Source organism: Pseudomonas psychrophila HA-4 (genome assembly GCF_000282975.1).
GTDB lineage: Bacteria > Pseudomonadota > Gammaproteobacteria > Pseudomonadales > Pseudomonadaceae > Aquipseudomonas > Aquipseudomonas psychrophila_A.
This window is the reverse complement of record NZ_ALJC01000076.1, coordinates 1-21,323: the sequence shown is the minus strand read 5'-3', so window position 1 is coordinate 21,323 and position 21,323 is coordinate 1. Positions and strand designations below refer to the sequence as shown.

Genomic DNA, 21,323 nt, shown 5'->3' with positions numbered 1-21,323 from the left:
GGCGACATTCAACACTGTGTTGCAGGTAAAGCACCGACGGCCTGGAGACACAGGCGGTAAATAGGGCGCTGCAAGGAATGCACCAATAATTGCGCCCTACCTATGACTTGACCCCGCCTTGATGCAGAAGGTTCGGTTTATTTAGGCGCAAAAACACCGAGCCCAAATAACGACAGCTTGGAGTGTAGGAGGGATGTGTGACAGCACTAGATTAAAAACGGCATATAAAAGACATACGGGTATAAGGGAGCTGAACGGTGGCCTAGGAGGCTGACGGGCTGAAGGCGATCACCCCGGACCGATAGCGCTGCTTAAGAACGCTTTTTTACTGTTAACGCACCATAGGGGTGCGTTAACAGGGGCGCATTAGTTGCCAGGATACTCGGCGATGACGTTGTCTCGGCCGTCGTTGAGCAGGCCTATCACTTGGAAGGCGTCTTTGCGATCGCCCATTTCCATGCCTGGAGAGCCGGCTGGCATGCCGGGAACTGCAATCCCTTTGAGGTCGTCGCGCGTGCTCAACGCGATGACGTGTTCGGCAGGTACGTGGCCCTCTACAAATTTACCGTTGATCACTCCGGTGTGACACGAGGCCAGGCGCGGTGCAACGCCAAGTTGGCGTTTGACGCTGCTCATGTCCGTTTCAACATGGTCATTCACCTTGATGCCATTGGCTTGCAGGTGCGAGATCCATGCTTTGCAGCAGCCACAGTTGGCATCGCGGTGCACGTCCATGGTCAGTTGTTCGGCCGCGTTGGCGAGGGAAGAGAGTAATAAGGTTGAGAGCGCCAAAACGCGTAATGGGTTTTTCATGAATAACCTCTTAAAGAAAATAACCAAGCCTGAACAACAGGGGCTGTCAGGCAACTGAGGGAAAGATGACTATTTTGTCAGGTGGGGACACTTTTTGCGTAAACACGCTCAGGTAACATAAGCACTCACTTTTCTCACGCGTACTGCCCATGGCCCTTGCCGCCCCGCCAGATCTGTCTGACTCCGCCGTGCCGGTACAACCACTGGCGCGAACCTACCCGCGTGGTTTGTACATTGAGCCGCATCAGCATGAGTGGGGCCAGTTGTTGTATGCGGTGAGCGGGGTGATGTGGGTCGACACCCCGAATGAAGCCCTGGCCGTGCCGCCGCAACGGGCGGTGTGGCTGCCACCGGGCGTGCCCCACGGGATTCGCGTTGTGTCGGACTTGCAAATGCGCAACCTCTATCTGCCGCAGACCACGGCCAGCACGTTGGACCGCACGGTGCAGGTAGTGGAAGTCGGGCGCTTATTGCGTGAGCTGATTATTAGCGTAGTGGAGCAGGCCGACGAGCAACCGGATTACAGCGAAGCGTTGCTCAGCCTGACGTTGCTGGAGCTACAACGCGCCCGGCGCAGCGTGCTCAGGGTGCCAATGCCTGACACCTCGGATCGACGCTTGCTGAATCTGTGCCAGTCAGTGATGGCCAACCCGACCCTGGACATTGCCTTTGAGCAACATGCCGAGAACGCCGGGGCCAGCGTGCGTACACTGGCGCGTCTGTTTCAGGGCGAGTTGGGCACAGGCTTTGCCCAGTGGCGGCGGCAGGTGCAGCTGGCGACCTCGGCCGCTGAGTTGATCCAGGGCGTGCCGGTCAGCCAGATCGCCCGTTCGCTGGGGTATTCGCCCAGTAGTTTCAGCGACATGTTCCGGCGCGAGTTGGGCGTGAGTCCTTCTTTATATGGGCAGGGTCAAGCATCAGGCGCTGCAACCTGACCGATAGGCAGAAGGTTTTGGCAGGTGCTCAGTGTTTGTCGGTCATAGACTGAGGGCCTCTCACTGTCCCTTAGAGGGTTGAACATGAAGGCTCTGCAATTTTCCAAAACCGGTGATCTAGCGGCGCTGACGGTGGTTGAACGGCCAACGCCGACCCCTGCTGCGGGCGAGGTGTTGGTGCAGGTCAAGGCGGCGGGCTTGAACCCCAGCGATGTGAAAAACGTACTTGGGCGTTTTCCTTACACCACGTTGCCGCGCATTCCGGGCCGGGATTTTGCCGGGGTCGTGGTCGAGGGGCCAAGCGCATTGATCGGGCAAGCCGTCTGGGGCACCGGCAAAGACTTGGGTTTTTACCGTGATGGCGCCCACGCGGGCTATTTGACCTTGCCCACTGAAGGCGTTGCGCGAAAACCCGAGGCGTTGAGCTTTGTGCAGGCAGCAAGCCTGGGCGTACCGTACACCACGGCGTGGGACGCTTTGCAGCGCACTGGTGTTGCAGCCGGAACCCGCTTGCTGGTGATTGGTGCCAATGGCGCTGTCGGTTCGGCGGCCATCGCGCTGGCTAACGTGTTGGGTGCCCGCGTATTGGCTGCCGTTCGCCGCCCGGAACAAGCCCGGCTGTTACGCGAGCAAGGGGTTGAGGTGGTGGTTCTGGAACAGCCCGAAGCCTTGGCAGGCGAGGTCAATGCTGTGTTTTCGGCAGGGGCGGAAGTGATTTTTGACACCACCGGCCACTGGGTGCCAGCTGCCGTACCGGCATTGGCCGTGTTTGGTCGATTGGCCATTATTGCTGCACCGCTGGACGGCCACGTGCAATTGCCAGCCTTGGCGTTGTACCGCAAGGGTGGCTCAGTGGTGGGCGTTAACAGCCTGCTTTATAGCAGCGCAGAGTGTGCACGCATGCTCAACCAATTTGGCCAGTACTTTGATCAAGGCTTACTGCCATTGCCGCGCGACCTGCAAGAAACCCCGCTGGTCGAAGGGTTGCTCAGTTACGCGCAGGTTAATGACGGCTCAAGCGCCAAAGTGGTGCTTATTCCTTAAACGCCACGTTGTGGGGTGTTTACTTAGCTGTTTCGCCCAGCCGCAAGCTGGCGCGAATGCCCTGAACTTCTGCTTGGTTGGCTTTGTACCCCTCTGCCGGGCCAGCGTAGGAAAGGGCGTACGCGCTGCTGCCCTGAGTCGCGGCTACCAGCGTTTGGGTGATCACGTGGTTCCCGTTCTGGGTGATTTTGCACGTGGTTTCCAACGCTTTCAGACCGCCCAGTGTGCTGCCGTGAATTTTGTTACAGGCACTCTGATACCCGCCTTGGGCGAAGTTCTTCTGCAAGGTCTTGCGCATTTGCAGCAACACCGCCTCCATGTTCACCTGATGCTCAGGCGCCAAGGTCGACTGAGTCAGCTCCATAACCATCTGTGGATCGCCATTGGCGTCGTTTTTAACCGCCCGCTGGCGCTGGAGGCTATTGTCTTCGGCAGGCGGCACCGCCTGAACTTCCCAGCCACCCGGCCACGTAATCACTAAGCCTTCGGCAGTGGCCACGGGCAGTGACAGGGCAAGCAACAAGCCGACAAATGCGGTGTAACGGTGCGAAACGGTCATGGTTGACAGGCCTTTAGCGCAATTTTCGAATGCGGATAGTGTATCAATAGGTGTCAAAGTCTTGCTTTAGTGTGAGCAATCATTTTCACCATTCCTCAGCTAAACCTTTGCTTCTTATGTCTAATCCCGGACAATCGCGCCCCTCTTATGGCTGGGGCGTGGTCAGTAAGGTGTGTTTTGTCCGCCCCGGCCGCGTGGTAACGACCGGCTAGCGGAGATTTGACCGGATGAATGACCAGGCTAACAGCGTCGATGAATACGTTGACGCGGCCCCTGCGACCCTCAGTCGCTGGGACCGACACGACACTACCTGGATGCTGGGCCTGTTCGGCACAGCCATTGGCGCAGGTACGTTGTTTTTGCCCATCAACGCAGGCATTGGCGGCTTTTGGCCGTTACTGATTTTGGCGCTGCTGGCGTTCCCGATGACCTTTTATGCTCACCGCGGCCTGACCCGCTTTGTGCTCTCGGGTCGCGACGGCTCTGACATTACCGATGTGGTTGAAGAGCATTTCGGCCTCACTGCCGGGGCGTTGATCACGCTGCTGTATTTCTGCGCGATTTTCCCGATCCTGCTGATCTACAGTGTGGCACTGACCAATACGGTCGGCAGTTTCATGCTCAATCAGTTGCACATCACGCCGCCGCCACGGGTCATCCTGTCGCTGGTGTTGATTCTTGGCCTGCTGGCTGTGGTGCGTTGCGGTGAGCAAGTGATCGTCAAAGCCATGAGCATGATGGTCTACCCGTTTATCGTCGCGTTGCTGTTTTTGGCGGTGTTCCTCATCCCACACTGGAATGGCGGCATTCTGACCACCGCCAGCACCTTGCCCGAGCCCTCAGCGTTGCTGCACACCGTGTGGCTGGCGATTCCGGTCATGGTGTTCTCGTTTAACCACTCGCCGATCATCTCGGCCTTTGCTGTGGACCAGAAGCGCCGCTACGGCGTAAATGCTGATGAGCGCAGTTCGCAAATCCTGTCGCGCGCACATGTGCTGATGGTGGTGATGGTGCTGTTCTTCGTCTTCAGCTGTGTGCTCACGCTGTCGCCTGCGCAACTGGCCGAAGCCAAGGCGCAGAACCTGTCGATCTTGTCGTATCTGGCCAACCACTTCAGCAACCCGACCATTGCCTTTGCTGCGCCGGTGATTGCGTTCGTGGCGATTGCCAAGTCGTTTTTGGGTCACTACATCGGGGCCAGCGAAGGTCTTAAAGGTCTGGTGCTGAAAACCGGCAAGCGCCCGGCCAGTAAAACCCTCGACCGCCTGACTGCAGCGTTCATGCTGCTGGTGTGCTGGGCGGTGGCCACGCTCAACCCAAGTATTCTGCGGATGATCGAGAGCTTCGGCGGCCCTGTGATTGCGGCCATCTTGTTCCTGATGCCGATGTACGCGATTCGCCGCATTCCCGCCATGCGTCAGTACTCGGGCAAGATCTCCAATGTGTTTGTCACTGTTGTTGGCTTGGTGGCGATTTCGTCGCTGGTCTACTCGCTGATGCCTTGATGCACCGCCTGTCGCTGCCGTTCTGCGCAGCGACAGGCAGATGATTACCCCTCGCAAGCCGCTCCGCGCTTGAGTCTGGTTCATACTGCGAATATGATTGCGACCCATTCCTATTCGCAGTTTATTCCCAGCACGCACCGAGGGTTCCCGTGTCGTCATCACCGCCCACCCCATCGCTGTTGCACGCCGACGTCCACACCCTTTATAGCGACCACCACCACTGGCTGGTGAATTGGCTACGACGTCGCCTGCGCAATACCGAGAATGCGGCTGACATGGCGCAAGACACTTTCCTCTATGTGTTGGGTAAGCCGGAGCAAGTGGCGCAACTGCGCGAACCGCGTGCCTGGCTCAGCAGCATCGCCAAAGGCTTGTTGATTGACCGTTATCGTCGTCAGCAGGTTGAGCAGGCTTATCTGGATGCGCTCTCGCATTCGCCCGAATTGCATATGCCTTCGCCTGAAGAGCGTCTGATCTTGCTCGAAACCTTGATCCGCATTGATGCCTTGCTTGACGGCTTAAAACCCAAGGTGCGAACCGCTTTTCTGTTGTCACGGCTTGAAGGCCTGGGGTATCTGGCGATTGCCGAACACCTCGGAGTCAGCGTGAGTTCGGTTGAAAAGTACATGGCCACGGCCATCCGCCATTGTTTTTTGGCGCGCAACGTACTGTGAGCGGGGTTAACGGATCGATGTCGGCTTCTATTGAGTTCTCATCCGAGGTGCTTGATGTGGCGATTGACTGGTTGGTGAAAACCCAATCAGGCGCCGCAGATCCCCACCTGCATGCGGCCTGCCAGCAATGGCGCGCCGCTAATGCCAGCCATGAGGCGGCTTGGCAAGCGCTGCAAGCCACCGAATCGACCTTTCGCCAAGCTTCATTGTTGCCGGGGCGTGTGGCGCTTGACACCTTGACGGGCGCGGGTCGGCTGAGTTCGCGGCGCCAGGCCCTCAAGCTCCTCGGTTTGGGGGTATTGGGCGCCGGGGCGGGTGGCCTGGTGTGGCAGCAGCAACCTTGGCGCACCTTCGGCGCCGATTATGCGACAGCGGTCGGTGAGCGTCGGCTCTTCAACCTGGCTGACGGTACGCGCCTGCAACTCAATACCGACAGTGCTGCTGACGTGCTGTTCAGTGCGCAACAGCGGCTGATTGTGCTGCGTGAGGGAGAGATTTTTATCCGCACTGGCCAAGACCCCGAGGCAGCTAGCGGGCGTCGACCGTTTTGGGTTCAGACCCGAGAAGCGCGTTTACAGGCCATAGGCACCGCTTTTGACGTGCGCCAAGAAGCAGGGCGCACCCGGTTGATGGTCGAAGAGGGGGTGGTCGCTATTTATCAGCCGACTGCACAGCCGGTGCTGGTGCAGGCAGGCAATGAATATGTAATCGACACCCGGTCGGCCCAGTTGCAGCCATCCCCGGCGCTGTACGCCAGTAGTTGGGCGCGTGGCGCGTTGGTGGCCAAACACATGCGCTTGCAAGACTTGGCGGCTGAATTGTCACGCTATCGCCATGGTTGGATGCTGTGCGATCCGGCAGTCAGTGAGTTGCGCGTCTCAGGCGTGTTTCAGTTGGACCAGATTGACCCTGCGCTCGAAGGATTAAGTCAGTCACTGCCCGTGCGTATCGAGCGCAGAACGCGTTTTTGGACCCGGATAGTGGCCGCCTGAACCCAGCCGGCTTTAAAGGGGTTTATACCCAGCGCATCAAACACGAATAATTCTCACATTTCTTTGCGGGTTTTTTGGCGTCCTTCGACAAATAGGCATAAGACCTTTTAATTGCAGGAGCCAGACCCATGTCCCGTGTCGTTCGTCCTCTTTCCTTGCCCTCGCGCAGCCGTTTGGCTATCGCCATGCAGGCTGTTTTACTGGGCGGTGCCGTGCTGGCGGCTGCGCAACCGTTCTCGTTGAGTGTGGCTGCGGCCCTCAGCGCACAACGCAGTTTCGATGTGCCCGCCAGCAATCTAGAAGAAGCGCTCAATCACTTCGCCCAGCAGGCCAATATCTCGCTGCCGTACGACCCGCAACTGGTAAGAAACAAACAGGCCGGGGCCATTAAAGGGCGCTTTGACGTGGCGCAAGCCCTACAGCAACTGCTCCAGGGCAGCGGATTGACGGCCACCGAAGGCGCAAATGGGGTGTGGACGTTGTACCCGCTGACGTCCAACGCCGACGGCAAATTGCAACTGCAAGCCACCAGCGTGACCGGGCTGGCGTTGAGCGGCACCACCGAAGGTAGCCATTCCTACACCACCGGCCAAACCAGTACGGCAACCAAATTGCCGCTTTCGCTGCGTGAAACGCCGCAGTCGGTCACGGTGATTACTCGCCAGCAAATGAGCGATCAGGGGCTGGGCAGCATCGCTCAAGTCATGGAACAAACGCCGGGCATTACCGTGATGCACGACGACAGCGAGCGTTACAACTTCTACTCCCGTGGATTCACCCTCGATAACTTCCAGTACGACGGCGTTCCGACATCGGACTTCACCACCAACACCAATGGCTTGGGCATGCGCGACATGGCCATTTATGACCGGGTAGAGGTGGTGCGGGGCGCAACCGGTTTAATGAGTGGTGTAGGCAGCCCGTCCGGGGCTGTTAATTTGGTACGCAAGCGCCCGACCAAAGAGTTTCAGGGGGCTGTGTCGGGCAGCGGTGGGTCGTGGGACCGCTATCGCAGTGAAGTTGATTTGTCCGGTCCGTTCACTGAAAACGGTTCGGTGCGCGGTCGTGTGGTGGCAGCCCGTGAAGACGGTCGTTCTTTTATCGAACGTTACTCGTCGATTAAAGATGTGTTCTATGCCATCGGCGAAGCGGACGTGACTGACGACACGACTTTGTACGCCGGTGTCGACTACCAACAGATAAATTCCAATGGCTCAAGTTTTGGCCAGTTACCGTTGTACTACAGCGATGGCAGCCGAACTCACTTCAAACGCTCAATGAACCCGGCAGCCAAGTGGGCGTATGCCGACAGTGAGAGCACTAAATACTTCGCCGGGGTTGAGCAACGTTTTGACAACGACTGGCTGCTCAAAGTCGAAGCCAGCCACTGGAAGGGCAACACTGACCAATGGCAGGGCAATATCGTGGGCTGGGGGCCTTTCCCGGACAAAACCACGGGCGAAGCACAGCTCATGAGCGGGACCAAAACCTTTGAGATCAACACCGATACGCTGGACGCTTACGCTACCGGGCCGTTCGAGTTGCTGGGGCGCAGTCACGAATTGGTGCTGGGGGCTAACGTCAGTAATCGCCGCACCGACTACCTGGCCGAAAATGCTGATGATGTGACCATCAATTATCAGACTTGGAACAATGATGTGCCGCGCCCGACAGACTTGAGCCAAGGTCTGAAGCAGCGGTACAAGACCAAAGAGTCGGCGGTTTACGGCGCACTGCGCCTTAAGCCGACCGATGATTTATCAGTGATTGTGGGTACGCGTGTGGTGGACTACGACCGCCAAGGGACGATGACCTACAACGCCGCGCAAATAACCCCGACGACCGACAACGCTAAAAAAACCGGCAAACTGATCCCTTACGCGGGCATCGTCTACGACCTGAGCGAAAATCACTCGGTCTATGCCAGTTACACCGACATTTTCACCCCGCAGAGCTACTTTGATCGCGACGACAAAGTCCTCGCCCCCATGACCGGCAAAAGCTATGAAGCAGGATTTAAGTCTGAGTATTTCGGCGGTGCGCTGAACACCAGTTTTGCGGTGTTCCTGATCAAGCAGGACAACTACGCCGAATACGATGGCGAACGCGATAACGGTCAAGACGCCTACAAGGCCATCGATGGCACCAAAACCAAGGGCTTCGAGGCTGAAATATCCGGCGAAGTTGCACGCGGCTGGCAGTTGCTCGCGGGCTATACCTACGCCCAACCACGGGACAAGGAAGGTAAGCGAATTAACAGCAACCACCCCGAGCAATTGTTCAAATTGGCCACCCGCTACCAACTCGACGGCGACCTTAAAGACCTGACCGTGGGCGGCAACGTGTCGTGGCAAGGTTCGACCTACAGTGAACTCGACTCATCAATTAAAACTGACGCCAAGGAGGGGAGTTTCGCTGTCGTCGGGCTGATGGCGCGCTATGACATCAATCAAAACCTCAGTGCCACGGTCAACCTCAATAACGTCTTCGACCGCGAGTACCTAAGCGGCTATGGCTTGTACTCGACCTATTACTACGGCGATCCGCGCAATCTGATGCTGGGTATGAAGTACAGTTTCTGACGACAAGGTCGTTCACTTGAGAACGGCACGGAGCCCATTGCAGGCGCCGCCGGTCGACGTTCGATTGCCGCGCGATCTTTTGATCTTTTAAAAGATTGCGCGGCAAGCTCGCCTCGACCTCCAAGGGCTGGAAATTAGTGACTCAGCAACGCCTCAAGTTTTTCTTGGTCGCGGGCGAATTGACGAATCCCCTCAGCCAGCTTTTCGGTAGCCATCGCATCTTCGTTCGAAGCCCAACGGAACTGTGCTTCGTTCAGGATTACACGCGGCTCGCCGGTTTTGGCTGGGTTCAGTTTACGTTCCAGCGTGCCTTCATCCAGCGCCAGTTTTTCCAGTAGGTCTGGGCTGATGGTCAAGCGGTCGCAGCCAGCCAATTGCTCAATCTGATTGAGGTTACGGAAGCTCGCCCCCATGACCACGGTGTTGTAGTCATTGGTCTTGTAGTAGTTGTAGATGCGGGTCACGGACTGCACGCCCGGATCATCGGAACCGGTGTAATCAGTGCCAGTGGACTTCTTGTACCAATCGTAAATCCGGCCCACGAATGGCGAGATCAAAAACACCCCTGCATCGGCGCAGGCTGCGGCCTGGGCAAACGAGAACAGCAGGGTCAGGTTGGTTTGAATCCCGGCTTTTTCCAGTTTCTCGGCAGCGCGGATACCTTCCCAAGTCGATGCCAGCTTGATCAGAACGCGGTCGCGGCCTACGCCAGCCTTGTCATACAGCTCGATCAACTGATTGGCTTTTTGCAGCAGGGCTGGCTCGTCAAAGGACAGACGGGCGTCGACTTCGGTCGAGATACGGCCCGGGATGACCTTCAAGATACCGCTACCCACAGACACGGCAAACTGATCACAGGCCAGGCCAACGTCACCCTTGGCGTGGGCGATGGCGTTTTTTAGCAGGTCGGCATAACCAGGCAGTGCGGCAGCCTTGAGCAGCAGGGAAGGGTTGGTAGTGGCATCAACAGGTTTGAGACGGGTTATGGCGTCGAGGTCGCCGGTGTCTGCGACCACGGTGGTGAACTGCTTGAGTTGTTCCAGCTTGGAAGTCATGAGCGTCTCTGTCTTAAAGGTATTAGTGGCTGTACTGATGGAGTGCGAGTTAGATTGAAAGTTCGCGAAAAGGTAGCTGGCAGAATGCCGTTGATCACCCTGTGAGTGCAACTAATGGTGCAGATTTAATCTTCATAACACACGCTCCCGCACGGACAGGGCAAGGTAGACGCGTTCTATAAATATTGCTGCTAATCGGTGTGAGCCCTGTATCACAGTCGATTTTTAACAGGTGACAACCGGGCGGTGTTTTACACAAAATTAGCTATACCTAACGTTCAGTGAATCAACGGTTGCGCTGCTTACAGGAGCTAAATAATGAAGCTTGGTCTTATGATCGGTACGCTGTGTATCGCCTCGATTGGGGTGGTCGGCTGTGCTAGCAAGGTTCAGCAACCGGATGAATACTCCGGTTTTTTAAAAGATTACAGCCGTCTTAAAGAGGCCAAATCACCTTCCGGCGCCGACGTCATGCGCTGGGTCGATCCCAAACTAAATGCCAATAAATACACCAGCGTGTATATCGAGCCAAGCCAGCTGTATCCGGCGCCGAAACCGACAGAGAAAATCCCGCAAAGCACGTTGAACGGCATCACAAACTATTACGATCAAGCACTTAAACGCGAGGTCAGTAAGTCGTTGCCATTGGCCCGCGGCCCTGGCCCTGGTGTGATTGTGGTGCGTCCGGCGATTACCGCCGTTAGCAGCAAGACCGAAAGCCTGGCGCCCTACGAGTACATTCCCGTGGCTTTGGTGGCAGCTGCGGTGAGCACCGCCTCAGGGATCCGTGACCAGGAAACCCAGTTGGCCACCGAAGCGGTATTTATCGACGGACAAAGCCAGGATGTGATCGCGCAGGTGGTGCGCAAAGGCACCGGCAAACCGCTGAGCAACGCCAGCCAGGTCATGAAGGCCGATGACGTCAAAGCCGTGATCGATGGCTGGGCGTCGGATATGCATCAGTCGTTTCTGAAACTGAAATAGTCATTGGCCAACCCCCTGTAAGAGCGGGTATGTGGTGGGCCGTTATTGTTCGAAGGTAAGGTTCATACCTGCAAACAGCGTGAATTGCGGCTCGACAAAGGCGTTGAGGATGTTGCTCGAGGCCTTATATAACGTAGGTCGGTGCTGAATATGTGTTGGGAATAATCTTTTTGTAACGCGAAGAATGACAATTTATGTGCAGGGCGTAGGTCGCCTGCGGGATTCGTGTTTAACTTCTGCCTCTTCAAAAAACTGTTAAAAAGGACATCGTTCATGGCTCAAGTGACGCTTAAAGGCAACCCTGTTCAAGTCAACGGCGTGTTGCCAGCAGTAGGCTCCAAGGCACCAGCGTTTTCGCTGGTTGCGGGTAATTTGTCCGATGCAACGTTGGCCAGCTTTGCTGGTAAACGCAAAGTGCTGAACATCTTCCCAAGCGTTGACACCCCGACATGCGCGACCTCCGTACGCAAGTTCAACGCCGAGGCCAATGACCTGCCGAACACTGTTGTGCTGAACATTTCGGCTGACCTGCCATTTGCCCAAGCACGCTTCTGCGGCGCAGAAGGCTTGGAAAACGTACAAAACCTGTCGACCCTGCGTGGCCGTGAGTTCATCGAAAACTACGGTGTAGCAATCGCTGACGGCCCATTGGCTGGTCTGACAGCTCGCGCTGTTGTCGTGCTCGACGAAAACGACAACGTACTTCACAGCGAACTGGTTAAAGAAATCGCCGAAGAGCCGAACTACGAAGCAGCGCTGGCTGTTTTGAAGTAAGCCCTGCAGCAACAACCAAAACGGCCTGGCATTAATGCCAGGCCGTTTTTTTTGCGAGGACGAAAACTGTTTTTAATGCTTTCAGGTGGAGCGGGCTTGCTCGCGATGGCATCACCTCGGCATGGCAGATACACCGAGTCGCCTGAATCGCGAGCAAGCCCACTCCTACAGAATGTGGTCGCCTTCATCTGCTTGACACCTCTATAACGTAAATACCCGGTAAAGAGCCTTTTCATAACCGTCTGCACTGCTTATCTTTCAGGCTCCTGAAAATAAGCGCTCGCGCCCAACTGGTTGATCACTCAATGCAATCCTCTGTTACCCACAAATCTCGTCGCTGGCTGGTTGGCCTGCTGGTTCTGCTGATCGTTGCTGGCGTGAGCTGGTGGCTGTGGCCATCTGCGGCGAAAAAGGCCCAGACCGCAGAACCCTCGGGCCACACCAGCCGTTCGGGAATGATGCGTCCTGGCTTTGGTGGCTCGACTCAGGCGGTACCTGTTCGGGTTGGGGACGTGACGCTGGGTGACTTTCCAATTTTCTTTAAAGCATTGGGCACGGTCACGGCCCTGAACACTATCAATGTACGCAGCCGCGTGGCGGGCGAGTTGGTGAAGGTGTATTTCAAAGAAGGGCAAATGGTCAAAGCGGGTGAACTGCTGGCCGAAATCGACCCGCGCAGTTATCAGAACGCATTACTCCAGGCCGAAGGCACGCTGTTGCAAAATCAGGCCCAGTTGAAAAATGCTCAGGTCGATGTGCAGCGTTATCGCGGTCTGTACGCCGAAGACAGTATCGCCAAGCAAACCCTAGACACCGCCGAAGCGTTGGTCAGCCAATATCAGGGCACGGTCAAAACCAATCAGGCGGCAGTCAATGACGCCAAGCTCAACCTTGAGTTCACCAAGATTCGCGCACCAATCGCGGGCCGTGTGGGCTTGCGTCAGTTGGACGTCGGCAATTTGGTTGCGGCCAATGACACCACGGCGCTGGTGGTGATCACTCAGACCGAACCCATTGTGGTCAGCTTCACCCTGCCGGAGAACAACCTGGCCTTGGTGCTGGAGCGTTATCGCAGCGGCGCCAAGTTGCCGGTGCAAGCCTGGGACCGTGGTGATCGCAAAGAGTTGGCTGTGGGCGTGTTGAGCAGCATCGATAACCAGATCGATATCACCACCGGCACCCTAAAGTTCAAAGCGCTGTTCGAGAACCGCGATCAGGCGCTGTTCCCAAACCAGTTCGTCAATGTGCACTTGCTGGCTGACACGCTGAAAAACGTGGTCTTGGCCCCGACCCCGGCGATTCAGTACGGCACTAATGGTTCGTTTGTCTATGCAATGGATGGCGATAAAAAGGTCAAGATTCGCACGATTAAAGTCGGGGCTACCGATGGAGATCTGACCGTGATTGAGGAAGGTCTTGAGGCCGGTGATCGCGTAGTCCTCGAAGGCACGGACCGTTTGCGTGATGGCGGTGCGGTTGAAGTGGTGAATGACAGCACCGATGTGCCAATAACCGCCACTGAGCAAATGGAAGGTAGCCCGGACGCGGAATCCGATCCTGCGGCTGATAAGACCAAGGGCAAGGCGCACGAATGAATCTGTCGCGGCTGTTTATCCTGCGCCCGGTCGCAACTACGCTGTGCATGTTGGCCATCGTGTTGTCCGGGATCATCGCCTATCGCATGCTGCCCGTGTCCGCCTTGCCTCAGGTCGATTACCCGACTATCCGCGTGATGACGCTGTATCCCGGCGCCAGCCCGGATGTCATGACCAGTGCGGTGACAGCGCCGCTTGAACGCCAGTTCGGGCAAATGCCCGGTCTGACGCAAATGGCCTCGACCAGTTCAGGCGGCGCTTCGGTGCTGACCTTGCGCTTTAACCTCGACATCAATATGGATGTCGCCGAGCAGCAGGTTCAGGCCGCGATCAACGCTGCGAGTAACCTGTTGCCCAAGGACTTGCCTGCGCCGCCGGTGTACAACAAGGTCAACCCGGCTGACACCCCGGTGCTGACGCTGGCGATTACCTCTAAAACCATGTTGTTGCCCAAACTCAATGATTTGGTCGATACGCGCATGGCGCAAAAAATTGCCCAGATCAATGGCGTCGGCATGGTCAGCATCGCTGGCGGTCAACGCCAGGCGGTGCGGATTAAGGTCAACCCCGAGGCGCTGGCCGCCAATGGCTTGAACCTGGCGGATGTGCGCACCCTGATCGGCGCGTCCAACGTCAACCAGCCCAAGGGTAACTTTGACGGTCCGACCCGGGTGTCGATGCTCGATGCCAACGACCAGTTGAAAACCCCGCAGGAATACGCTGAGCTGATCTTGGCCTACAACAACGGCGCGCCGCTGCGACTCAAGGACGTGGCTGAAATTGTCGACGGTGCCGAGAACGAGCGCCTTGCGGCCTGGGCCAATGAAAATCAGGCGGTGTTGCTGAACATTCAGCGTCAACCCGGTGCCAACGTGATTGAAGTGGTGGACCGGATCAAGGCGCTGTTACCGAGCATCACCGACAACCTGCCAGCGGGTATCGACGTCACTGTGCTGACTGACCGCACGCAAACCATCCGGGCTTCGGTGCGTGATGTGCAGCATGAATTACTAATCGCCATCGCTTTGGTGGTGATGGTGACGTTCCTGTTTCTACGCCGTGCCAGCGCCACGATCATTCCTTCGATTGCTGTGCCGTTGTCGCTGATCGGTACCTTCGGCGTGATGTACCTGGCCGGTTTTTCGATCAACAACCTGACGCTGATGGCCCTGACCATCGCTACCGGTTTTGTGGTCGATGACGCCATCGTCATGTTGGAAAACATATCGCGCTACATAGAAGAGGGCGACAGCCCGATGCAGGCTGCGCTCAAGGGCGCCAAGCAAATCGGTTTTACCCTAATATCGCTGACCCTGTCGCTGATTGCGGTGTTGATCCCGCTGCTGTTTATGGCCGACGTGGTGGGGCGCTTGTTCCGCGAGTTTGCGATCACGTTGGCGGTGGCAATCCTGATTTCGCTGGTCGTGTCGCTGACGCTGACGCCGATGATGTGTGCCCGTCTGCTCAAGGCTGAGCCCAAGCCAGAAGAGCAGGGCCGTTTCTACCGGGCCAGCGGGGCTTTTATTGACTGGATGATTGTCGAGTACGGACGCATGTTGCAGTGGGTGCTCAAGCATCAACCGCTGACGTTGCTGGTGGCCATAGGCACGTTGGCACTCACCGTCTTTCTGTACATGGTAGTGCCCAAGGGCTTCTTCCCGGTGCAGGACACTGGGGTGATTCAGGGCATTTCTGAAGCGCCGCAGTCGATCTCGTTCAGCGCCATGAGCCAGCGTCAGCAAGAGCTGGGCAAAATCATCCTGCAAGACCCGGATGTTGAAAGCCTGTCCTCCTACATTGGTGTCGACGGTGATAACGCCACGCTCAACAGCGGGCGCATGCTGATCAACCTCAAGCCCCACAGCGAGCGCAGCGACAGTGCTTCTGAGGTGATTGCGCGCTTGCAGCCGCAACTAGACAAACTGGTCGGGATCCGACTGTTTATGCAGCCGGTGCAAGACCTGACCATCGAAGACCGCGTGAGCCGTACCCAGTACCAGTTCAGTTTGTCGTCACCGGATGCCCAATTGCTCAGTACCTGGAGCGATAAGCTGGTGACTGCGTTGCGCAACCAGCCGCAACTGATCGATGTGGCCAGTGACCTGCAAGACAAAGGTTTGCAGGTGTACCTGGTCATCGACCGCGACGCGGCTTCGCGTCTGGGCGTATCGGTGGCAAACATCACTGATGCCCTGTACGACGCCTTCGGCCAGCGGCAAATTTCGACCATCTACACCCAGGCCAGCCAGTACCGAGTGGTGTTGCAGGCCAAAGATGGCGAGAAAATCGGCCCGCAAGCGCTGGACCAGATTCACGTCAAAACCACTGACGGCGGCCAGGTTCGCCTGTCCAGTCTGGCCAAGGTGGAAGAGCGTCAATCGCAGTTGTCTATTTCTCACATCGGTCAGTTCCCATCAGTGATGGTCTCGTTCAACCTGGCGCCGGGCGTTGCGTTGGGGCAAGCGGTCGAGTTGATTGATCAGGTGCAAAAAGACATCGGCATGCCGGTTGGCGTGCGAACCGAGTTCCAGGGCGCCGCCCAAGCGTTCCAGGCCTCTTTGTCGAGCACCTTGCTGTTGATTCTGGCGGCAGTGGTGACCATGTACATCGTGCTGGGCGTGCTCTACGAGAGCTACATCCACCCGATCACTATCCTGTCAACCTTGCCCTCGGCTGCGGTCGGCGCGTTGCTGGCGTTGATTCTCAGCGGTAATGACCTAGGAATGATCGCGATCATCGGCATCATCTTGCTGATCGGCATTGTGAAGAAAAACGCGATCATGATGATCGACTTCGCCCTCGACGCTGAACGCAACCAAGGCATGGCCCCGCAAGACGCGATTTATCAGGCCGCCTTGCTGCGTTTTCGCCCGATTCTGATGACGACATTGGCGGCGCTGTTTGGTGCTGTGCCGTTGATGCTGGCGACAGGTTCGGGGGCTGAACTGCGCCAACCGTTGGGTCTGGTGATGGTCGGCGGCTTGTTGGTGAGCCAGGTGTTGACCTTGTTTACTACCCCGGTGATTTACTTGTACTTCGACCGTTTGGGCCGCCGCTGGCGGGGTGACACGGTTACGGCTGAGCAGGGATCGGTATGAACCTGTCCGGCCCGTTCATTAAGCGCCCGGTGGCGACCATGCTCCTGAGCCTGGCAATCATGTTGCTGGGCGGGGTGAGCTTTGGTTTGCTGCCGGTGTCACCGCTGCCGCAAATGGACTTCCCGGTCATCGTGGTGTCGGCCAATTTGCCGGGTGCCAGCCCCGAGGTCATGGCGTCTACCGTGGCCGCGCCGCTGGAGCGATCTTTCGGCGCAATTGCCGGGGTCAACACCATGAGCAGTCGCTCAAGCCAAGGCTCGACGCGGGTGATTTTGCAATTCGATCAGGACCGCGACATTAACGGTGCGGCCCGCGAAGTCCAGGCGGCGATCAACGCGTCCCGCAACTTGCTGCCCAGTGGCATGCGCAGTATGCCGACCTACAAGAAGGTCAACCCATCACAAGCGCCGATCATGGTGCTGTCACTGACCTCCGACGTACTCGCCAAGGGCGAGTTGTATGACCTGGCCTCGACCATCCTCTCGCAAAGCCTGTCGCAGGTACCGGGGGTGGGCGAAGTGCAAATTGGTGGCAGTTCGTTGCCCGCCGTGCGTATCGAACTGGAGCCGCAACTGCTCAACCAGTACGGTGTGGCGCTGGACGATGTCCGCAACACCGTAGCCAACGCCAACGTGCGCCGCCCCAAGGGCGCGGTGTCGGACGGTGATCGCAATTGGCAGATTCAAGCCAACGACCAACTGGAGAAGGCCAAGGACTACGAGTCGCTGATCATTCGTTATCAGGATGGCGCGGCCCTACGCCTGAGCCACGTGGCCAAGGTCAAGGACAGTGTCGAAGACCGTTACAACAGCGGTTTCTTCAATAACGACGCGGCAGTCCTGCTGGTGGTCAACCGCCAAGCCGGGGCCAACATCATCCAGACCGTGAACGCGATCAAGGCCCAGTTGCCCGCGTTACAAGCGGTACTGCCGGCCAGCGTCAAACTGAACCTTGCCATGGACCGCTCGCCGGTGATCAAGGCCACCTTGCACGAAGCCGAAATGACCTTGCTGATTGCTGTGGGGCTGGTGATTTTGGTGGTGTTCTTATTTCTCGGAAATTTGCGAGCTTCGTTGATCCCGACCTTGGCGGTGCCGGTGTCGCTGGTGGGCACCTTTGCCATCATGTACCTGTATGGTTTCTCGCTGAATAACCTGTCGTTGATGGCGCTGATTCTGGCCACCGGGCTGGTGGTGGACGACGCCATTGTGGTGCTGGAAAACATCTCGCGTCATATCGACGCCGGGATTGCGCCAATGAAAGCTGCGTACCTGGGGGCCAAGGAAGTCGGTTTTACCTTGCTTTCGATGAACGTCTCGCTGGTGGCCGTGTTTTTGTCGATCCTATTTATGGGCGGGATCATCGAAAGCCTGTTCCGTGAGTTCTCGATCACTTTGGCAGCCTCGATTGTGGTGTCGTTGGTGGTCTCGTTAACCCTGACCCCGATGCTCTGCGCGCGCTGGCTCAAACCCCATGTGCCGGGCACTGAAAACGCCATGCAGCGCTGGAGCATGCGGCTTAACGAGCGCATGGTTCATGGCTATGCGCGCAGCCTGGACTGGGTCTTGCGCCACAAGCGCCTGACCCTGCTCAGCCTGTTGGTGACCATCGGCGTTAACGTGGCGTTGTACGTGGTCGTACCGAAAACCTTTATGCCGCAACAAGACACCGGGCAACTGATTGGGTTTGTGCGCGGCGATGACGGCCTGTCGTTCACCGTGATGCAACCCAAAATGGACATCTTCCGTAAGGCGATACTTGCCGACCCGGCGGTGGACAGCGTGGCTGGTTTTATCGGCGGCAACGGTGGCACCAACAACGCGGTGATGATTGTGCGCCTCAAGCCGATCTCCGAGCGCAAGATTTCTGCGCAAAAGGTCATTGAGCGCTTGCGTGACAGCATGCCCAAGGTGCCCGGTGGGCGACTGATGCTGATGGCCGACCAGGATTTGCAGTTTGGTGGTGGCCGTGAGCAAACCAGTTCGCAGTACTCCTACATTTTGCAAAGTGGTGACCTTGGCGAGTTGCGCACTTGGTATCCCAAGGTTGTGGCGGCTTTTAAAGCCTTGCCCGAACTGACGTCGATCGATGCCCGGGAGGGGCGCGGCGCGCAGCAAGTGACACTGGTGGTTGATCGTGACCAGGCCAAACGCCTCGGGGTCGACATGGACATGGTCACCGCGGTGCTGAACAACGCTTATAGCCAGCGGCAGATATCGACCATCTACGACAGCTTGAACCAGTATCAGGTGGTCATGGAGGTTAACCCCAAATACGCCCAAGACCCCGAAACCCTGAATCAGGTGTACGTCATTGGTGCCGAAGGGCAACGGATTCCGTTATCGGCAATCGCTCACTACGAGAACAGTTTGCAGGACGACCGCGTCGAGCATGAAGGCCAGTTCGCTTCTCAAAGCATTTCCTTTGACATGGCGCCTGGCGTGTCGTTGGAGCAGGGCACCGCTGCCATTGAGCGGGCCATTGCCAAACTCGGCTTACCCGAAGACGTCATCGCCAAAATGGCCGGAACGGGCGACGCTTTTGCCGCCACCCAGAAAAGCCAGCCGTTTATGATCTTGGGTGCGTTGGTCGCGGTGTATCTGGTGCTGGGCATACTCTACGAGAGCTACATCCACCCGCTGACGATCCTGTCGACCCTGCCGTCGGCAGGGGTTGGCGCGCTATTGAGCATCTACCTCACGGGGGGCGAGTTCAGCCTGATCTCCTTGCTGGGGCTGTTTTTGCTGATCGGCGTGGTGAAGAAAAACGCGATTCTGATGATCGACCTTGCGCTGCAACTGGAGCGGCATTCGGGAATGAGCCCCCAGGATTCGATTCGCAGTGCGTGCTTGCAACGTCTGCGGCCGATTCTGATGACCACCCTAGCGGCCATTCTGGGTGCTTTGCCGTTGATGCTGAGCCATGCCGAAGGTGCCGAAATGCGTCAGCCGCTGGGCCTGACCATCATTGGTGGGCTGATCTTCAGCCAGATCCTGACCCTTTACACCACCCCGGTGGTTTACCTCTATCTCGACCGTGCGCGCCATCGTTTCAACAAGTGGCGTGGCGTACGTACTGATGCTGCTCTGGAAACTGCGCTATGACCTCTCGTTTGCTTAACCTTGCCCCGGCACTGTCGTCCCAACGTTGGGCGCTTGCCCGTGGCTCGCGCTTGCTGGGCCTGGTGCTGAGCGGGGTGTTGCTCAGCGCTTGTGCAGTGGGGCCGGACTACCAGCGTCCTGAACTGACAGCGCCACAGCAATTCAAAGAAGCGCAGGGCTGGACCCAAGCCAACCCGAGCGATGCGCTAGCGCGTGGTGCGTGGTGGGAGTTATACGGCGACCAGCAACTTAACTCGCTGGTAGTACAACTCAACAGCAACAACCAGAGCGTTGCGCAAGCAGAAGCCCAGTTTCGTCAGGCGCAGGCACTGGTGCGTAATGCACGGGCGGCGTTCTTGCCCAGCGCCGACCTGAGCGTGGGCAAAACCCGCTCCAGCCAAGGCACGGGTAGCTCCAGCTCTAGTCTAACCAGCTCCAGCAGCGGAATACGCGACACCCTGAACGCGCAGGTCGGGGTGAGTTGGGAGGCTGATGTGTGGGGTAAATTGCGCCGTGGCCTTGAAGCCAACGAAGCCAGTGCCCAAGCCAGCTTTGCCGACCTGGCCGCGATGCGCCTGAGCCAGCAATCGGAACTGGTACAGAACTACCTGCAACTGCGGGTGATCGATGAACAAAAACGCTTGCTGGAAGCGACCCTCGAGGCGTACCAGCGCTCGTTGACAATGAGCGAAAACCAATACCGTGCGGGCATCTCCGGCAAAGACGCCGTGGCGCAAGCGCAAACCCAGTTGCGCACGACCCAGGCCAGCCTAATCGACCTGATCTGGCAGCGCGCCCAATTTGAAAACGCCATCGCCGTACTGACGGGGCAGGCGCCTGCGGGCTTTAAACTGGCGGAAACCAAAGACATCCCCACACTGCCGGCGATTCCGGTCAGCGTGCCCTCACAACTGCTGGAGCGTCGCCCCGACATCGCCTCGGCGGAGCGCTCCATCATTGCCGCCAACGCCAACATTGGCGTGGCCAAAGCGGCGTACTACCCCGACTTTAGCCTGAGCTTGTCGGGCGGATACAGCAGCAGCCAGTACCAAGACTGGATCAGCGCGCCGAACCGATTCTGGTCGGTGGGACCGAAAATATCCTTACCTTTGTTCGATGGTGGCCAGCGCTCGGCCGAAGTGGACCGAAACGAAGCGGTGTATGACCAGACCGTGGCTAAATATCGCCAGACCGTGCTGGATGGATTCCGCGAAGTGGAAAACTACATGGTGCAATTGAAAGTGCTTGGGGATGAAACCGTGGTGCAAGAACAGGCGCTGGAATCGGCGCGTGAGTCATTGCGCCTGACCAACAATCAGTACAAGGCAGGATTGATTGCCTACCTGGACGTAGTGACCGTGCAAACCACAGCATTGAGCACCGAGCGTAGTGTATTGAACCTGCTGCAAAGCCGGTTGATCGCCAGCGTGCAGCTTATTGCCGCGTTGGGCGGTGGTTGGGATGGGAGCACCGACTTAAGTGAGCGTTGATTTTTTGGGGGGCACGTTGCGCTGACATCCATAACAGCACCTAGGTTCAGCCTCCTGTAATGGGCCTTTGAGTCGTGCACACAATCGCGTGGCGACAGATGCAATTTTTAGATCGAAAGCGC

The 21,323-nt window shown here is 57.4% G+C and carries 15 protein-coding genes; 12 read left to right on the top strand and 3 right to left on the bottom strand.

Annotated features, from left to right (window positions below; all coding sequences use genetic code 11):
• Positions 1 to 366: 366 nt before the first annotated feature.
• Entirely contained in the window at positions 367 to 813 is a 447-nt protein-coding gene (locus B347_RS0110830; RefSeq protein WP_019409740.1) for a DUF411 domain-containing protein, read from the bottom strand.
• A 149-nt stretch (positions 814 to 962) separates the two neighbouring features.
• On the opposite strand from B347_RS0110830, the gene B347_RS0110825 reads away from it, so the two are divergent.
• Together B347_RS0110825 and B347_RS0110820 are read left to right on the top strand one after the other, a co-directional pair.
• Positions 963 to 1,748: an AraC family transcriptional regulator gene (locus B347_RS0110825; RefSeq protein ID WP_019409739.1), complete on the top strand. Its 786-nt coding sequence runs from the start codon at positions 963 to 965 to the stop codon at positions 1,746 to 1,748.
• Positions 1,749 to 1,832: 84 nt separating this feature from the next.
• A complete protein-coding gene (locus tag B347_RS0110820) occupies positions 1,833 to 2,792 on the top strand; it encodes a quinone oxidoreductase family protein (RefSeq protein WP_019409738.1) in 960 nt (319 codons plus the stop codon).
• A gap of 19 nt (positions 2,793 to 2,811) precedes the next feature.
• Here B347_RS0110820 and B347_RS0110815 read toward each other — a convergent pair whose 3' ends face one another.
• On the bottom strand, positions 2,812 to 3,351 hold the full coding sequence (locus B347_RS0110815; RefSeq protein ID WP_019409737.1) for a DUF4946 domain-containing protein: 540 nt from the start codon (positions 3,349 to 3,351) through the stop codon (positions 2,812 to 2,814).
• A 227-nt stretch (positions 3,352 to 3,578) separates the two neighbouring features.
• Between B347_RS0110815 and B347_RS0110810 the strand changes: the two genes are divergently transcribed.
• The 4 genes from B347_RS0110810 (at position 3,579) to B347_RS0110795 (ending at position 9,104) form a co-directional block, all read left to right on the top strand.
• On the top strand, positions 3,579 to 4,856 hold the full coding sequence (locus B347_RS0110810; RefSeq protein WP_019409736.1) for a serine/threonine transporter: 1,278 nt from the start codon (positions 3,579 to 3,581) through the stop codon (positions 4,854 to 4,856).
• A gap of 149 nt (positions 4,857 to 5,005) precedes the next feature.
• On the top strand, positions 5,006 to 5,530 hold the full coding sequence (locus B347_RS0110805; RefSeq protein WP_033387603.1) for a sigma-70 family RNA polymerase sigma factor: 525 nt from the start codon (positions 5,006 to 5,008) through the stop codon (positions 5,528 to 5,530).
• 17 nt (positions 5,531 to 5,547) lie between these two features.
• Positions 5,548 to 6,522 (top strand): FecR domain-containing protein, encoded by a 975-nt coding sequence (locus tag B347_RS0110800; RefSeq protein WP_019409734.1) that lies wholly within the window; start codon positions 5,548 to 5,550, stop codon positions 6,520 to 6,522.
• Between the two features lie 128 nt (positions 6,523 to 6,650).
• Positions 6,651 to 9,104 carry a TonB-dependent siderophore receptor gene (locus B347_RS0110795; protein ID WP_019409733.1) on the top strand — a complete coding sequence of 818 codons (2,454 nt, stop codon included), beginning with the start codon at positions 6,651 to 6,653 and terminating at the stop codon, positions 9,102 to 9,104.
• 134 nt (positions 9,105 to 9,238) lie between these two features.
• On the opposite strand, the gene tal is transcribed toward B347_RS0110795, so the two are convergent.
• On the bottom strand, positions 9,239 to 10,159 hold the full coding sequence (gene tal, locus B347_RS0110790) for a transaldolase (protein ID WP_019409732.1): 921 nt from the start codon (positions 10,157 to 10,159) through the stop codon (positions 9,239 to 9,241).
• A 318-nt stretch (positions 10,160 to 10,477) separates the two neighbouring features.
• Between tal and B347_RS0110785 the strand changes: the two genes are divergently transcribed.
• The 6 genes from B347_RS0110785 (at position 10,478) to B347_RS0110760 (ending at position 21,201) form a co-directional block, all read left to right on the top strand.
• Positions 10,478 to 11,143, top strand: a complete 666-nt coding sequence (locus tag B347_RS0110785; RefSeq protein ID WP_019409731.1) for a DUF3313 domain-containing protein — start codon at positions 10,478 to 10,480, stop codon at positions 11,141 to 11,143.
• A gap of 273 nt (positions 11,144 to 11,416) precedes the next feature.
• Positions 11,417 to 11,917, top strand: a complete 501-nt coding sequence (tpx, locus tag B347_RS0110780) for a thiol peroxidase (RefSeq protein ID WP_019409730.1) — start codon at positions 11,417 to 11,419, stop codon at positions 11,915 to 11,917.
• 290 nt (positions 11,918 to 12,207) lie between these two features.
• Positions 12,208 to 13,512 (top strand): MdtA/MuxA family multidrug efflux RND transporter periplasmic adaptor subunit, encoded by a 1,305-nt coding sequence (locus B347_RS0110775; protein ID WP_026014113.1) that lies wholly within the window; start codon positions 12,208 to 12,210, stop codon positions 13,510 to 13,512.
• A complete protein-coding gene (locus tag B347_RS0110770; RefSeq protein ID WP_019409728.1) occupies positions 13,509 to 16,610 on the top strand; it encodes an MdtB/MuxB family multidrug efflux RND transporter permease subunit in 3,102 nt (1,033 codons plus the stop codon). Before B347_RS0110775 ends, B347_RS0110770 begins: the two co-directional genes overlap by 4 nt.
• Complete coding sequence (locus B347_RS0110765; protein WP_019409727.1) at positions 16,607 to 19,714, top strand: efflux RND transporter permease subunit; 3,108 nt, start codon at positions 16,607 to 16,609, stop codon at positions 19,712 to 19,714. The genes B347_RS0110770 and B347_RS0110765 overlap by 4 nt, the downstream gene beginning before the upstream one ends.
• Complete coding sequence (locus B347_RS0110760) at positions 19,711 to 21,201, top strand: efflux transporter outer membrane subunit (protein ID WP_019409726.1); 1,491 nt, start codon at positions 19,711 to 19,713, stop codon at positions 21,199 to 21,201. Before B347_RS0110765 ends, B347_RS0110760 begins: the two co-directional genes overlap by 4 nt.
• Positions 21,202 to 21,323: the final 122 nt, after the last annotated feature.